Source organism: Paractinoplanes polyasparticus, assembly GCF_019710575.1.
Taxonomy (GTDB): domain Bacteria; phylum Actinomycetota; class Actinomycetes; order Mycobacteriales; family Micromonosporaceae; genus Actinoplanes; species Actinoplanes polyasparticus.
This window is the reverse complement of record NZ_JAHWFK010000011.1, coordinates 83350-97308: the sequence shown is the minus strand read 5'-3', so window position 1 is coordinate 97308 and position 13959 is coordinate 83350. Positions and strand designations below refer to the sequence as shown.

The 13959-nt window shown below is 70.3% G+C and carries 14 protein-coding genes; 8 read left to right on the top strand and 6 right to left on the bottom strand.

All coding sequences use genetic code 11. The features are described from left to right. Position 1: 1 nt before the first annotated feature. The 3 genes from KXC43_RS14345 to KXC43_RS14335 are packed head-to-tail and all read right to left on the bottom strand — an operon-like array spanning position 2 to position 2558. The gene (locus KXC43_RS14345; RefSeq protein ID WP_221376541.1) at positions 2-319 is read right to left on the bottom strand and encodes a hypothetical protein; all 318 of its coding nucleotides are present in this window, start codon (positions 317-319) and stop codon (positions 2-4) included. Positions 320-357: 38 nt separating this feature from the next. Further along, on the bottom strand, positions 358-1161 hold the full coding sequence (locus tag KXC43_RS14340; RefSeq protein ID WP_221376540.1) for an IclR family transcriptional regulator domain-containing protein: 804 nt from the start codon (positions 1159-1161) through the stop codon (positions 358-360). A gap of 11 nt (positions 1162-1172) precedes the next feature. Further along, positions 1173-2558 (bottom strand): amidohydrolase family protein, encoded by a 1386-nt coding sequence (locus tag KXC43_RS14335; RefSeq protein WP_221376539.1) that lies wholly within the window; start codon positions 2556-2558, stop codon positions 1173-1175. Between the two features lie 184 nt (positions 2559-2742). Here KXC43_RS14335 and KXC43_RS14330 point away from each other — a divergent pair, with 184 nt between their 5' ends. Genes KXC43_RS14330 through KXC43_RS14310 form a run of 5 tightly spaced genes read left to right on the top strand, consistent with a single transcriptional unit; the run spans position 2743 to position 6819 of the window. After that, entirely contained in the window at positions 2743-3873 is a 1131-nt protein-coding gene (locus KXC43_RS14330; protein ID WP_221376538.1) for a CaiB/BaiF CoA transferase family protein, read from the top strand. Then, positions 3858-4628, top strand: coding sequence for a citryl-CoA lyase (locus KXC43_RS14325; protein ID WP_221376537.1), 771 nt, complete (start codon positions 3858-3860; stop codon positions 4626-4628). The genes KXC43_RS14330 and KXC43_RS14325 overlap by 16 nt, the downstream gene beginning before the upstream one ends. 9 nt (positions 4629-4637) lie before the next feature. Beyond that, entirely contained in the window at positions 4638-5504 is an 867-nt protein-coding gene (locus KXC43_RS14320) for a DODA-type extradiol aromatic ring-opening family dioxygenase (protein ID WP_221376536.1), read from the top strand. Further along, the gene (locus KXC43_RS14315; protein WP_221376535.1) at positions 5501-5863 is read left to right on the top strand and encodes a hypothetical protein; all 363 of its coding nucleotides are present in this window, start codon (positions 5501-5503) and stop codon (positions 5861-5863) included. Before KXC43_RS14320 ends, KXC43_RS14315 begins: the two co-directional genes overlap by 4 nt. Continuing rightward, positions 5860-6819: a quinone oxidoreductase family protein gene (locus KXC43_RS14310; protein ID WP_221376534.1), complete on the top strand. Its 960-nt coding sequence runs from the start codon at positions 5860-5862 to the stop codon at positions 6817-6819. Before KXC43_RS14315 ends, KXC43_RS14310 begins: the two co-directional genes overlap by 4 nt. A 348-nt stretch (positions 6820-7167) precedes the next feature. Here the strand turns inward: KXC43_RS14310 and KXC43_RS14305 are convergent, their stop codons facing one another. Then, positions 7168-7974, bottom strand: coding sequence for a DinB family protein (locus tag KXC43_RS14305; protein WP_255644067.1), 807 nt, complete (start codon positions 7972-7974; stop codon positions 7168-7170). A gap of 2109 nt (positions 7975-10083) precedes the next feature. Further along, a complete protein-coding gene (locus KXC43_RS14300; protein WP_221376533.1) occupies positions 10084-10914 on the bottom strand; it encodes a sigma-70 family RNA polymerase sigma factor in 831 nt (276 codons plus the stop codon). Positions 10915-11035: 121 nt separating this feature from the next. Between KXC43_RS14300 and KXC43_RS14295 the strand changes: the two genes are divergently transcribed. The 3 genes from KXC43_RS14295 (at position 11036) to KXC43_RS14285 (ending at position 13054) form a co-directional block, all read left to right on the top strand. Beyond that, positions 11036-11494, top strand: coding sequence for a carboxymuconolactone decarboxylase family protein (locus KXC43_RS14295; RefSeq protein ID WP_221376532.1), 459 nt, complete (start codon positions 11036-11038; stop codon positions 11492-11494). Between the two features lie 43 nt (positions 11495-11537). Next, a complete protein-coding gene (locus tag KXC43_RS14290) occupies positions 11538-12191 on the top strand; it encodes a hypothetical protein (protein WP_221376531.1) in 654 nt (217 codons plus the stop codon). Between the two features lie 128 nt (positions 12192-12319). After that, on the top strand, positions 12320-13054 hold the full coding sequence (locus KXC43_RS14285; protein WP_221376530.1) for a 16S rRNA (uracil(1498)-N(3))-methyltransferase: 735 nt from the start codon (positions 12320-12322) through the stop codon (positions 13052-13054). Here KXC43_RS14285 and KXC43_RS14280 read toward each other — a convergent pair. Then, the gene (locus KXC43_RS14280) at positions 13040-13837 is read right to left on the bottom strand and encodes a hypothetical protein (RefSeq protein ID WP_221376529.1); all 798 of its coding nucleotides are present in this window, start codon (positions 13835-13837) and stop codon (positions 13040-13042) included. The two genes, KXC43_RS14285 and KXC43_RS14280, sit on opposite strands and share 15 nt — an antisense overlap. Positions 13838-13959 lie beyond the last annotated feature (122 nt).

Here is a 13959-nt window from a genome sequence, read left to right as displayed (position 1 = left end):
CTCAGCCGCTCAGCCGGGAACGCGCCCGGTCGATCAGCGTGGGCAGCAGTTCCGAGCGCCAGGTCTCCAGGTGGACGCTGCCGCTCGACAGGCCGCCGTGCGCGAACTCCTCGCGGTAGACCCAGGGCGCGCTCTCGGTGGCCAGGTCGATGCCGACCACCCGGTCGAAGGTGGCCTTGAGCAGCCGCTCGACCTCACCCACGGACGGCGGCAGGGCGAGGCCGGCGACGTACTCGCTCATGGCCCGCCACACCCAGGGGTCGCCCCGCAGCCCCCATCGCGCCGGTTCGGGATCGAAGAGATCGGATACGAGCCTCACCGGAACAGGGTGGCACCACTCGGGCCCGGCCGCAGCGCTCAGACCGTGACGGCCGGAACGGATCCGGTCAGCGACCAGTCGTGGCTGATGTCGGCGGCGGTGCGCAGCAGCCGGGGCAGGTGCTCCTCGACCAGGGTCTCGACGGACGTCTCGGCCGCGTGCACGGTCACGTTGATCGCGGCGATCACCCGGCCGTCCCCGTCCCGCACGCCGGTCGCGACGGACCGGATGCCGGGCGCCAGATCCTGGTCGGCCAGCGCCCACCCCTTGGCCCGGACCTCGCGCAGGGAGGCGTCGAGCTCGGCCGGCGTGGGCTGCCGGCGCGCGCTGATGCCCGAGCGGGAGGGCTGGTCGAGCACGGCCGCGAGCTCCTCGGCGGGCAGGCCGGCCAGCAGCACCTTGCCCATCGAGGTGGCGGGCGCGGGGAAGCGGGTGCCGATGGTGACGGCCAGCGTGACGATCTTGGGCACCGCCACCCGGGCCACGTAGACGATGTCGCTGCCGTCGAGCTGGGCCATCGAGGTCGACTCGTTGGTCTGGGCGACCAGCTTCTCCATGTGCGGGCGGGCGACGTCCCACATGCTCAACGAGTTCACGTACGCCATGCCGAGCTCGAGCACGCGCGGGGTCAGCGCGTAGCCCCGCCCGTCGACCCGCACGTAACCGAGCGCCTCGAGGGTGATCAGGATGCGGCGGACCGTGGGCCGGGCGAGCCCGGTGTGCCCGGCGATCTCGCTCAGCGTCATCGTGGGTGTGCCCGGGCGGAAGGAGCGCAGGACGTCGAGGCCGCGGGCCAGGGCCTCGATGAAATCCGGACCCGCGCCCCTTCCGGTGTCGGTCATGGAACGGGACCCTACTTGGTGTACTGATAAGGGTTGTGCAGCATGCGGGCCTCGGGGATGTCCGGGTTCATGCCGCGCTTCCAGGCGTCCTCGCCCAGCGTCGAGCGCAGGTGGTCGATGGTGGCGCCGACCTTGGCCCGGGCCGCGGCCAGATCCGCGTCGACCAGCCGGCCGTCGCGCTTGACCACCCGGCCGCCCACGACCACCGTGTGCACGTCGCCCCGCTGCGCCTGGAAGGCCACGTGCCCGTACGGGTTGAGCACGGGGAACATGACCGGCGAGGCGTCGTTCTTGAGCAGCACCACGTCGGCCTGGCGCCCCGGCGTGAGCGCGCCGATCGACGAGTCCAGGCCCAGGGCCCGGGCCCCGCCGCGGGTGCTCCAGTCGACGACGTGCTCGGCCCGCAGGTGGTGGTGGGTGACCGTCTCCTGCTTGCCGTGGGCCTCCATGTGCTCGCGGACGCGGTCGGCGCTGAGCGTGGAGCGCATCGCCGAGAACAGGTCGCCGCTCCACCACACGCTGGTGTCCATCGACAGCGACACCGGGATCCCGTGCTTGCGCAGCTGCCAGGTGGGCGGGTAGCCCTGCCCGGCGCTCTGCTCGCTCTCGGTCGACACCGACACCGAGCCGCCGGTGGCCGCGATGCGGTGGTACGAGTCGCTGGAGAGCGTGGCCGCGTGCACGTACACCTGGCCCGGGCTCATGAAGCCGCTGTCGTGCATGAGCCGGATGCCGTCGTCGTTGGTGGCGCCCCACACGCCGGCGTGCGTGGTGACGGAGACGCCGAGCTCACGGGCGACCTCGAAGGCGGCCTTCTCGGGGAACGCGGGGTCGCCGGTGACGTCGAACGCCATCTGGAAGCCGGCCAGCCGGCCACCGTCGATGCGCCGGCGGTAGAAATCCTGGAACTCGGGCGAGGTCGCCCACTCCCACGGCCCCTGCTGGATGTTGCCGTAGGCGAGCACGAACCGGCCGGGCACCGCCTCGAGCGCGTCGACCGCGGCGTCGGCGTGGTCGGTGCTCTGCAGGCCGTGCGACCAGTCGACCGTGGTGGTCACGCCGGAGTCGAGCGCCTCCAGGGCGCCGAGCAGGTTGCCGGCGTAGATGTCCTCGGGCCGGAAGTGCCGGCCCGACTCGAGGTAGTACCAGACGAAGTACTGGGTGAGGGTCCAGTCGGCGCCGTAACCGCGCATGGCGGTCTGCCACATGTGCCGGTGGGTGTCGACCATGCCGGGCATGAGAATGCCGCCGGAGGCGTCGATCTCCTCGTGTCCGTCGGGCGCGGTCAGGTTCGGCCCGACTTCGGCGATCTTGTCGTCGACCACGAGCACGTCGGCGTTCTCGAGCACGGTATGTGAGTCGTCCATCGTGAGTACGAGGCCGTTTCGGAAGATCATCGCCCATCCTTTCAACGAATCGGACCGCTGTCCGCATCGCGGGCAAGCCGAATGGCGTCAGTGTGCTCCCGGTCACTTGCAGGGTCAATAGTTTGTTTCGGCCGTGTGAAGCGGGCGTTGACACGTCGGGTGCGCCGGGGCAAGCTGGTCGAGCGGACGGGTGTCCGTAGAACGGGCGGTTGGTATGTCTGAGAAAGGCCCACTGGACGGCTTGCTGGTCGCGGACTTCTCCCGGATCCTGGCCGGGCCGTACGCGACGATGCTGCTGGCCGACCTCGGCGCGCGCGTGATCAAGGTGGAGGGTCCGGGCGGCGACGACACCCGCACCTGGATGCCGCCGGTCCGCGACGACGTCTCGACCTACTACCTGGGCATCAACCGCAACAAGCGATCGATCGCGCTCGACCTCAAGAACGAGGCCGACCTGGCCGACGCGCGGGAACTGGCCCGCCGGGCCGACGTCATGATCGAGAACTTCCGCCCCGGTGGCCTGGCCCGCTTCGGACTCGACTACGACACGGTCGCCGCGGCCAACGAGAAAATCGTGTACGCGAGCATCAGCGGCTTCGGCACCGGGGCGGGGGCCGGCCTGCCCGGGTACGACCTGATGGTCCAGGCCATCTCGGGGCTGATGAGCCTCACCGGCGACCCGGACGGCTCGCCGTACCGTGCCGGCATCTCGGTCTTCGACGTGATGGCCGGCCTGCATGCCAACATCGGCATCCTGGCCGCCCTGCACCGCCGGGCCGAGACCGGCCGCGGCCAGCACGTCGAGGTCAACCTGCTCAGTTCGGCGCTGTCCGGACTGGTCAACCACTCCAGCGGCTACGTCGCCGGCGGCACCGTCCCGTTCCGCATGGGCAACGCGCATCCGAGCCTCTTCCCGTACGAGCCGTTGCCCACCGCCGACGGCGAGCTCATCGTCATCGCCGGCAACGACGGCCAGTTCCGCAAGCTGTGCCAGGTGCTCGACCTGCCCGACCTGCCGGACGACCCGCGCTTCGGCCGCAACCAGGACCGTACGGCCAACCGCGAGCAGCTACGCCCGCTCCTGCTCGAGCGCCTGGCCACCCGTACGAAGGACGAGTGGTTCCGCGACCTCATCGCGGCCGGCGTGCCCTGCGCGCCGATCAACACGATCGACGGCGGCGTCGCGTTCGCCGAGGAGCTGGGGCTCGACCCGGTGGTCACCGCCGGCGGCATTCCCGGCATCCGCAACCCCATCACCTTCAGCGATTCACGGGCGCGGTACGAGCTGCCGCCGCCCGGGCTGGACGAGCACGGCGAGGAGATCCGCAAGTGGCTGAGGAGCTGAGCTTCCCGACCGGCATCGGCACGTCCACACCCGACACGATCTCGCTGCTCGGGCAGGATCTGGCGGCGGATCTCATGGGGCAGGTGGGCTTCGGTGAGCTCGCCTTCTGGCTGGTCACCCGCCGTCGTCCCACTTCTTCCGAGGTACGGGTCTTCGAAGCGGTGCTGGTAGCGCTGGCCGACCACGGTTTCACGCCGACGGCGATCGCGGCCCGGCTCACGTACCTGTCGGCGCCGGAATCCATCCAGGGCGCCCTCGCCGCCGGCCTGCTCGGCGGTGGGTCGCGCTTCCTCGGCGTGACCGAGGACTGTGGACGCTTCCTGGCTTCCCTGCTGGAGGGCGCGGGCGACGAGCCGGACTACGACGCGATCGCGCTCGAGGCCGTCCGCCAGGCCAAGGCCGAGAGGCGTTTCGTCCCCGGACTGGGCCATCCGGTGCACAAAGAGGAAGACCCGCGTACGCCGGTGCTGATCCGGATCGCTTCGGAGGAGGGCCTCCGCGGCCCGCACCTGCAGTTGTTCGAGGCGATCGGCCGGGTGCACCCCGACGTGCTCGGCCGCCGGCTGCCGCTCAACGGGGCCGGCGTGTGCGGAGCGGCCCTGGCCGACCTCGGACTCCCCATCGACCTGCTGCGCGGCTTCGCGCTGCTGGCCCGCGCGGCCGGCCTGCTCGGGCACCTGGCCGAGGAACGCCGGCGGCCGCTCGGCATGGAGATCTATCGCACCGTCGACCGTAACGCCGTCTACGAACCTTAAGGAGAATCCGTGGCCAGCATTGTCGCGGTCATCGCCTCCACTCACCACCCGTTCTATTACAAGGCCAGCACCGCCACCGGTGAGGACCGGCCGCCGTTCGCGGACGAGTGGGAGCGCAAGATCCTCGCCTTCCGTGAGACGCTGACCCGCGCCAACCCGGACGTGCTGGTGATGGTCGGCTCCGACCACTTCCACCAGCTGTGGCTGGACAACATGCCGCAGTTCCTGGTGGGCAAGGCGCCCTTCTACGACGCCAACTGGTACAACGAGGAGCGCGAGTTCGGCCTCCCCCGCATGCTGCTCAAGGGTCAGGAAGATCTGTCCGCGCACATCCTGCGCAACGGGCTCGACGAGGGCTTCGACCTCGCGTTCAGCAACGAGCTGCGGATCGACCACAGCATCACCTGCCCGATCATCACGCTGCGCCCCGAGGCCGACCTGCCGATCGTGCCGATCTACACGAACATCTTCGCGCCGCCGCTGCCGCAACCCTCACGCTTCGTCAAACTGGGCGAGACCATCCGCCAGATCGTCGAGCAGTGGCCGTCCCACCTGCGGGTCGCGATCATCGGCACCGGGCACCTGTCGCTCGAGCTGGGCGGGCCGCGGCAGTTCGGGCCGCACGGCCCCGACCCGGAATTCGACCGCCGGGCCGTCGAGTGGATCGCCTCCGGCGACCTCGACAACTGCCTGCGCGAGGTGACCCTGGACAGCCTGCACTCGCCGGGCAACGCCACCCACGGCTTCATGGACTTCATGCTGATGATGGGAGTAGCCGGCGCCGGGGCCAAGGCCGATTACGTCGACACCCTTGACCTGTTCCACACCATGGAGGCCTACTTCACCTGGTACCCCACACAGGGAGGCGTGCGGTGAGCAAGTATCTGCTCGACAAGTTCCTGTACACGGTGGACCGCGACCCCGACCTGGTGGAGCGCTACCGTTCGTCCCCTCGTGAGCTGGTGACGTGGTGGGAGGACGACCGGGCCAACGCCGTGCTCAACTGCCACAGCGGTGAGGCCAGCACGTGGCTGCGCTTCACCGACGACGAGCGGCAGGCGCTGATCGGCCACGACCACGTACGCCTCTTCGAGTTGGGCGCCCACCCGTTCCTCACGCTGACGTTGTTCATCGCCATGTTCGAGCGGGACAACACCGAGCCGCTGGAATACCAGAAGGCCTTCGGCGCGCGGCTCGCCCACTTCGACATGCCCTACCCGGACATCGCCACATGATCCCGGCGGCCGTGCTCCGCGTCTGCGGCCGGCCGCCGTCCATCGAGGAGCGGCGGCCGCCGGTGCCCCACGCGGGCGAGGTGCCGATCACCGTCGCCGCGGCGCCGATCACCCCCCTGGACGTGCTCTGCGCGAGCGGCACCAGCTACTTCGGCCAACCCGCGACCCCGTACGTCCCCGGCGTGCAGGGCGTGGGCCGGCGCGACGACGGCACGCCCGTCTGGTTCGCCACCTCAGCCGGCATGCGCCCCGGCGACGGCAGCATGACGGGCGCGGTCTCCATCCCGTACGTCGACGTAGTGCCCCTCCCACCCGAGGCGCCACTGACCCTGATCGCCGCCCTGGGCCTCTCGGCCGTGGCCGCCCACGCCGCGCTCACCCGCACCGGCCGCCTCACCGAGGGCGAGGTGGTGCTCGTGCTCGGCGCGGGCGGAGTGGTCGGCCAGGCCGCGATCCAGCTGGCCCTGCTGTCCGGCGCGTCCCGGGTCATCGCCGTCTCCCGCTCCACCGCCGCACTCGAACGCGCCGTGGAACTGGGCGCCGAAGAGGCAGTCCCCCTACTACCCGACGACGACCCGGCAGCGCTGGCCGACCGCCTACGCGCCGTCTCCGGCCTGGTCGATCTGGTGCTCGACCCGGTCTTCGGAATCCCCGCCGCGGCCGCCCTGAGAGTGCTGCGCCCAGGTGGTCGCCTGGTCAACCTGGGCAGCTCAGCCGGCGCCACCGCACCCCTCGACTCGGCAACGCTGCGCAGCGGCTCACTGAAGATCCTCGGCTACACCAACAACGCTCTGTCCGTAGGCGAACGTGCCGACTCGCTCGGCGTGGTGGCCGACCACGCCACCGCCGGCCGCCTGACCGTGTCGCACGAGGTGGTGCCGTTCACCAACGTCGAATCCGCCTGGAATCGACAGGTGGCGGGCGACGCCGACGGGCGGGTCGTGCTGACCTTCTAGTTGTCCACAATGGCGAGTTATCCACAGGGCTGCGTCTGGCTGCTCTCGAAGATCGGTCACTTTCTGGACAATGGTCGTGGTGGGGGTCCCCCTGGAGCGGCGGGCACCATACGAACATTCGATCTGCGTCGAAGAACAAGTTGGTCAAGACCTCGGGCCGAGAGCCGCAACGGGCCGTGGCCGGTCTCTCTCATGGGTTGATGCCCGGATCGGCCGGCGCGAGAAGGACTACGGTGCGGCCGCCGGACACTCGAGAAGTACCGTGTCCAGCTCTGGGGCCAGCAGCTCGGCCCCGCGCAGACAGTCAGCGATATCCGCATTGGCAAGATGCTGAGTCGATGGCCGGCCCTACTCAGCGTCCTGTGCCCGAATCAGGTCCAGGTCGCGGACGCAGAAGCCGTGGTGCTCGAAGGTCTCGTTGAGCACCGTGCCGAGGCACTGCCGCACCGAGCGGCCTCGGGCGTACGGCGGCCAGACATCGTCGTCGGGCACCGGCGCTCGGGTGGCTAGCTGGACAGCGGTGACCTTGTCGAGCCATGCCTCCAACTCGGCGGCCTGTGCTTTACGCACGCTCACAATCTCGTCCAGGGCCGGATCGCACGAGAGGTCAAGCCCGTGCGCTCCGCGGTACGGCTCGACGCTCGTCCCGATGCCCATGGGCGTGAACAGCTCCGTCGAGCCCAGGCAGCAGCGGCGGAACCACGAGTCGTGGACGAAAACTAGGTGGCGCAGGGTCTGCACGGCCGACCACTCGTCGTTCACGCTGCGGCGCTCGATGCCGGGCGTCCGGCGGATCCGCTCGATCGTTGCGGCCCAGCCGGCATGGAGCTGACGCGCTGCCTCGCGCAGGTCGGCAGGGTCCTCGGAGCGGATCAGCACCCGCACCGGATGACGCCGGTCGAGCTCTGCCTCGACGTACTGCGTGACTTCGACACCGTTCACTACGAGGTTGGTGACCAGCCCGTCGATCACGACATCTTGCATGACGACGCCGATCAGGCGCGCCCCGGTCAAATCACACTCACGGAACTCTGCATCGTGCAGGTCCTCGTCGATATACGGCGTCACGCCCCATACCTTAGGGCCGCACATCGACAAGCCGGCCTCGGCTCGGGCATCGGGTCGCCGGAGGCCACGCACGTAGCGTCCGCTCATGCCGCCGGTCGGGCACGCCGGCCGACGTGCATGCCGTCACGCTCGGCGGTCGGCCAGCGCTCGGCCGTCGCGGAGGGTCGCACAGTCGTCTTCCGCAACGCGGCGCCAGGTCGCGGTGAATGTGACAAAAGAACCGCTTGACTGGGAGGGCGGGGTCTGTGGGGAGTGCCGGGCGCATTGGCGGGCGACTTGATTCGCCGCGGCTGCCGGCATTTTGCATGGCGGGGGTCGATGGGCGAGCGGCGTGGTGCTTGAGGTGAGTGCCGCGGCTGGCGGGGACGGTGTTGGCTGGGCTGCTTGCCAGGTGGGCGGAGCCGTGAGTGCGGTATGGCCCTGGACTGGTTGTCCGGCAGGCGGCGTCTTAGGTGAGGCTTGGTGTAGGCCCGAAGTGGCATGTGGGTGGTTGGCCGGGCGCGCGGCGTTGTGCGTGAGGCTTGGTGTGGCCTGAAGCGGGATGTGGGTGGCTGGGCGGCTGGCCAGGCGGGCGGCGTTGTGCGTGAGGCTTGGTGTGGCCTGTAGCGGGATGTGGGCGGCTGGCCAGGCGGGCGGCGTTGTGCGTGAGGCTTGGTGTGGCCTGAAGCGGGATGTGGGTGGCCGGGCGGCTGGCCAGGCGGGCGGCGTCGTGTGTGAGGGCTGGTGCGGCCGGTTGCGGGATTTGGGCGGCTGGGCTGGTCTCTGGGTGGGCGGCATTGCGATAAGCGAGAGCGTGGCTGGGCTTGCAGGTGTGCGGGGTCGGTGTGGATCCTGTGCCGTCGATCCGGAGTAGCTGGATTCGCGGCTTGCATCGCTTGTCCCGGATGGTCTGTCGGTCGCGCTGGTGGGCTGTGACCTGTTCGGCCGGCTGCGGTAAGGCGGTCACCTCGTCGTTTGGTTTCGGTGGGGCACCGATCTGCCCGGTTAGTTGCTCTGGGCTGATCGTCTGTTTCGGCTGGCTGCGGTGAGGCGATTACCCCGACTGGCCGTGGTGGGCTGGTGACCTTGTCGGCTTGCCGTGGTGGGGTGGTGATCGGTTCGACTGGCCGTGGTGGGGCGGCGATCTGCCTGGTCGGCTTGGGTGGGGCGGCGACCTGCCTAGCCGGCTCGGGTGGGGCGGCGGCCTGCGCGGGCGGCTGGGGTGGGGCGGTGACCTGCACGGCTGCGTGTGTTGCTGACTTTGATACTGGTGTGGGTTGACGCTGGGCTGGGATGCCGGAGGAACGCGCGAGTGGTTCGGGTCTGCGGCTCGGCTCGGACTCGGCGGCTTCACGGCGGAGACGGCTTGGCGGCGTGCCTTTGTTGTAAACCCCAGGCGCGGTGACGCTCGTGCTCGCGGCGGAACTCTTCGCCCGCGGGTGAATAGTTTCGGCGCCGGGTTCGGTCACGTATTTTCGCCAGCTCTACCGTGCTGAATAACTGTAGCTGCCGCATACGTTTATTGTCCCGCGTCGGCTGAGCGAATGCCTACCCCGCCGGGCAGTCGATCATGCCAAATTAGGTTGCCTATCCACAAGGTTGCGGAATTGAACAATTATTCAGGGCGGCTCTGTTGGCCGGTTGCCTGGACCGCGACGTAGTTGCCACGAAGCTAAGCGACTTCGGCTCCACTCGCTCGCGCCGACATAAGATCAAGGGCACGCAAGGCGGCTGAGGAGTGACCGGGCGAGCAGAATTCCCGAGCGAAGCGGGACGTAATAGGGAAGCCATTACCGGTCGCGATCAAGTGTTAGGCTGAGTGAAATGGTGTGCATAGATACGCCACTCTAAAAATGTGCAGCCAGCACTCAGGGGAGTGTTTCCCTGCTCGGGCAATTGCCAGCGCCGGGCCCGACCATAATGTCGCGGGCTTGCCCAGCTACCCACTCACCACGGAGAGGCGGCACACTGCCGAGCCCCGACGTCGCCGGCCTGGCAGCCGTGCTCAGCCGTCGGCTCGGGGTGAGTGGCCGCACTCCGCCAAGCCCCAACGTCGCCCGCCTGGCAGCCGTGCCGAGCCAGTGCCCACGGTGAGGGGCCGCACTTCGCCGGTCCACCACGTCGCGGACTCGGCGGCCGTCCTCAGACACCGGCCTACGACGAGTGGCCACACTCCGCCGCATGCCGCAACAGCTGACGGTCATCAACGCAGGAGCCTCACAAAGGCAGGATCTCCATCGCACGCAGCCGAGCGGTGTCGGTGATCGCGTCGAAGGCGGTGATGCGCCCGTCGGTTACGGTGAGTGTGATGACGAGCAGGGTGTCGTCGCCCGGTGCGACCCGGATGCTCAGGGCGCCGTCGACCAGGGCCGGCTCGGCGTTGCGGGCCTTTCCGGTGAAGAAGCGGGCCAGCGCGTCCGATCCTTGCATTTCGGCCGGGAGGGACAGCTGCTCCTGGCCGTAGGCGTCGACGCGCAGGCGTACGTCGGGGTCGAGCAGGCTCAGCAGCGTTTCGAATTCTCCGTTGCGGGAGGCGGCCAGGAACGCGTCGACCACCTCGCGGCCGGCGGGGCGTTCGGCAGGCTGGGCGCGTACTCGGCGGCGGGCTCGGCTGGCCAGCTGGCGGGCCGCGTCGGGTGAGCGGCCGACTATGGGGGCTACCTCGTCGAAGGGTACGGCGAACAGGTCGTGCAGCACGAAGGCGAGCCGTTCGGGCGGGGTCAGCGTCTCCAGGACCACCAGCAGGGCCAGGCTTACCGAGTCGGCGAGCAGGGCTTCGTCCTCGGGGTTCGGCCTTGCGGCGGGTTGATCGGGCGTGATGGTGACTTCGTGGCGGGCGCCGCGGGAGCGCAGCATGTCCAGGCAGACGCGGCCGACGACCGTGGTGAGCCAGGCGTCGAGGTTGTCGATGCGGTCGGCGCCGGTGCGGTTGAGGCGTAGCCAGGACTCCTGCACCGCGTCGTCGGCCTCGGTGGGCGAGCCGAGCATGCGGTAGGCCACCGCGCGCAGCCGTGGGCGGTTCTGCTCGAAGCGCTCCTGCACGTTCATCGTCTCTCCCTCTGTGGTGTGCGCCACATCGGTCACACCGGGGCGGCTTCATCCGTCGGACCCCTGACGGATCAGAGCGCGCCGATGTGACGCGCCGCCGCGCATACCGGAGGAGAACATCATGCAGGCTCGGATGGACAACCCCGCCGCTCATCTGCCGGACTCGGTCAAGGCGATCAACATCCTCTACAAGTCGGCTCACTCGGCCGGCGTCGATCCGGCCACGCTCGAGCTGGTCCACCTGCGGGCGAGCCAGATCAACGGCTGTGCGCCCTGTGTCGAGTCGGGCGCCCGCAACGCCCGCAAGAACGGCGAGACCGACGAGCGGCTGATGACGGTGGCGGTGTGGCGGGAGACGCCGTGGTTCACCGACGCCGAGCGGGCGGCGCTCGCCCTGGCCGAGCACGCCACCCGGCTCGCCGACAGCCCGGACCCGGTGCCGGACCCGGTCTGGGACGAGGCCGCCAAGCACTTCGGAGACCGGGAGCTGGCCGCGCTCGTCCTGTGGATCGCGACGACGAACTTCTTCAACCGGATCAACGTCACGACCCGCCAGCAGGCGCCTCAGGATTGGGGATGATCGGAGGAGTAGCGCGTGACCCGGCAGGTCTAACATCCGGGGCATGGCGGGCGTGGAAGTGCCCCGGGGTGTGCGAGTGGCGACGCTGCTGGCCTGGCTGATGGTGCCGGCCGGCGCCCTGCTGCTCGCCGCCGGGGTGCTCGACCTCGCCTACTGGGCCTCTCCCGGTGCCGAGCGGCTGACGGTCCTGATGAGAGACGTCGAGACTGAGTACGGTGTGCCGCTTCCGGCGATGATCCGCGCCGGCCGGGGGGCGGCGTTGCTGGTCGTGCTGGGCGCGGCCGGGGTGGCGTACGCGGGCCTGGCGCCCTTGATCGGCCGGGGCGTGCGCTGGGCGCGCAGCTGGGGCGTGGGCCTCGGCTTCGCGATCTTCCTGATCGGGCTGACGACGATCGGGGCCGACGCCAGCCGGCCGAGCTACCTGCGCGACTACTTCACGGCGATGACGTGGCAGGGCATCGGCGACCGCATCCCGCAGGTCGAGGCCCTGCTCTATCCCCAGTGGTACGCCTGGCTCGAGGACATCGCCCAGGGCGCTGTCACGCTGCTGGGCCTGGGGGTGGCGGTTGCGTTGATCTGGGCCGCGATCTCGCACGCCGACCACTTCATGTCCCGCGGCGACGTCGGCGAGCCTGACGAGTGGGACGACGCGATCGCCCGCATGCGAACCAACCGCCGGCCCGGCGACCGGGGCTGATCCTCGGCGGCGGCCCGCAGCTCGTCGCTGCGCTCGCGCAGGTTGGGGCACCGGTGCAGGCCCGAGACGGACCGCTCGGCAACCGTCCTCCCCGAACGGGCGGCCGCCCGATTCGGTAGCGTGCCGGAGTGTCCGCACCGCTGTTTCTCGTCGAGGCCCTGCCCGCAGCCGACCGTCACACGCTGGACGGGCCCGAGGGGCACCACGCCGCCGACGTCCAACGGCTGCGAGCCGGCGAGACGCTGATCCTCGCCGACGGACGGGGTGGCAGCGCGACGGCGAAGGTGACCGCGGTGCGCAAGGGCAGCGTCGACGTCGAGATTCTCGATCGTGAGCACGTGCCGGCGGCCGACCCGCGCCTGGTCGTGGTGCAGGGCATCGCCAAGGGCGACCGCGGCGAGCTGGCCGTGCAGGCGATGACCGAGATCGGCGTCGACGAGATCCTGCCCTGGGCCGCGTCCCGCTCGGTGGCGCAGTGGCGCGGCGACCGGGGCGCCCGGGCCCGCGACAAGTGGGCGGCCACCGCTCGCGAGGCCGCCAAGCAGGCCCGGCGGGCGTGGCTGCCGCTGGTCGGCGGCGACCCGGACTGCTCGACGAAGCAGATCGTGGCCCGCCTGGCCGCCGCGGACGCGGCTTTTGTGCTCCACGAGGAGGCGACCGGCTCGCTGCCCGCGGCCGGCCTGCCCGCGTCGGGCGAGATCGCGCTGGTGGTGGGCCCCGAGGGCGGCATCAGCGACGCGGAGCTGGAGGCGTTCACCGGCGCCGGGGCGAAGGCCGTCCGGCTGGGCCGCGAGGTGCTGCGCACCTCGACGGCGGGCGTGGCCGCGCTGTCCGTGCTGTCCGCCCGGTTAGGCCGATGGTGAGCGCAGCCCGCGGTAGCGGCGGCGTTCCAGGCCGGGCAGCAGGATGTGCTCGTCGAGGTCGCGGCCGGTGGCGACCTGGTCGGACAGGCGGGCAGCGAAGCGGCGCGCGGGCAGGCGGCGCAGGCCCCGCGCGGGCAGGTGGCCGGCGAACGGGCCGGTGAGGCGGCGCAGGCGACGGCCCTGTGCGGCGATCGCGGCCTCCACGGCGGCGAAGGGCGCGTAGACCGCGTGCACCCCGCCGGCCGGTTCGGCGCCGGCCATCGGCACGAACGGGAAGCCGAGGAGCGTCAGCTCGTCGTGGGCGCGCTGGTCGAGCAGAGCAACCAGATGGCGTACGCCCGCGCGCTGGCCCGCCCGCAGCAGCGAACGATACAAAAGAGCACTTACAGTAACGGCCGAACGATCGTTACGGTAGTCGGGGAGAACACTCAGAGTAGCGAGATCCCAGATGGTGCCGCCGTCGTGCAGCCCGTGCGCCTCGACCACCGCGGACAGGTCCCGCCCGATCCGCTCGGGGCCGTCGTCCAGGGCGCGGCCACCCCCGCGGACGACCTGGCCGACCCCCGCCGGCAGCCCGGTCCGCCGGTCCAGCACGATCATGAAGATGCTGTTCACGTCGTGTTCGGTTGCGCTCGACGGCGCCACCGTGCGAGCGACGTCGGCGGTCGGGTCGGTCGGCCCGACGGCCAGCGCGGCAAAGCGTCCGCCGGTCGGATGCGCCGCCAGCGCCGCGGCGCAGTGCCGGGCCAGGGCCTTGGCGTCGAGCTCAGGAATCCGCGACATGCAAGGCGTCCTAACGGGCTTAACGGATCAACCGGACCAACACACTTTAGGCTCGAACTACTCTACGTGTCAGCGACGTTGGTCACAATGAGTTAGATCTGGCGGCGGAGTCGACCTTCCGA